The organism is Pseudomonas sp. IT-P74 (genome assembly GCF_949768175.1).
Classification (GTDB): Bacteria; Pseudomonadota; Gammaproteobacteria; order Pseudomonadales; family Pseudomonadaceae; genus Aquipseudomonas.
Map to the genome: position 1 here is coordinate 1 of NZ_CATKQD010000074.1, position 281 is coordinate 281.

The 281-nt window shown below is 62.6% G+C and carries 1 protein-coding gene; it reads right to left on the reverse strand.

Translation table 11 applies throughout. The features are described 5' to 3' along the window. Positions 1 to 281: immunoglobulin-like domain-containing protein (locus tag ACM6J5_RS24240; RefSeq protein ID WP_414929485.1), on the reverse strand; the 281-nt coding region annotated here is incomplete at both ends.

Genomic DNA, 281 nt, shown 5'->3' on the forward strand with positions numbered 1-281 from the left:
CACACCGCCATTGCCTTCGATGCTGACGGTGACCTTGTCGCCCTGGTTGTCGCTCGGGGTGCCCGAGCCCGGTTCGTCGGTGACAGTGGTGGTGAGTTGGTCCTTGCCAAGGGTCAACTTCTCGAAATTGTCCGCGCCGCTGACGCTCTCGAGTTTGTTGACGATCGCTGCCTGGCCGCCGGTGAACACGTCGTCGGCAGCAGCGATGGTCGCCGTGCCAGTCGCGGTATTGGCCGGAACGGTAATTTTGGTGCCGTCGGAGAGGGTGAACTCCAACGGAC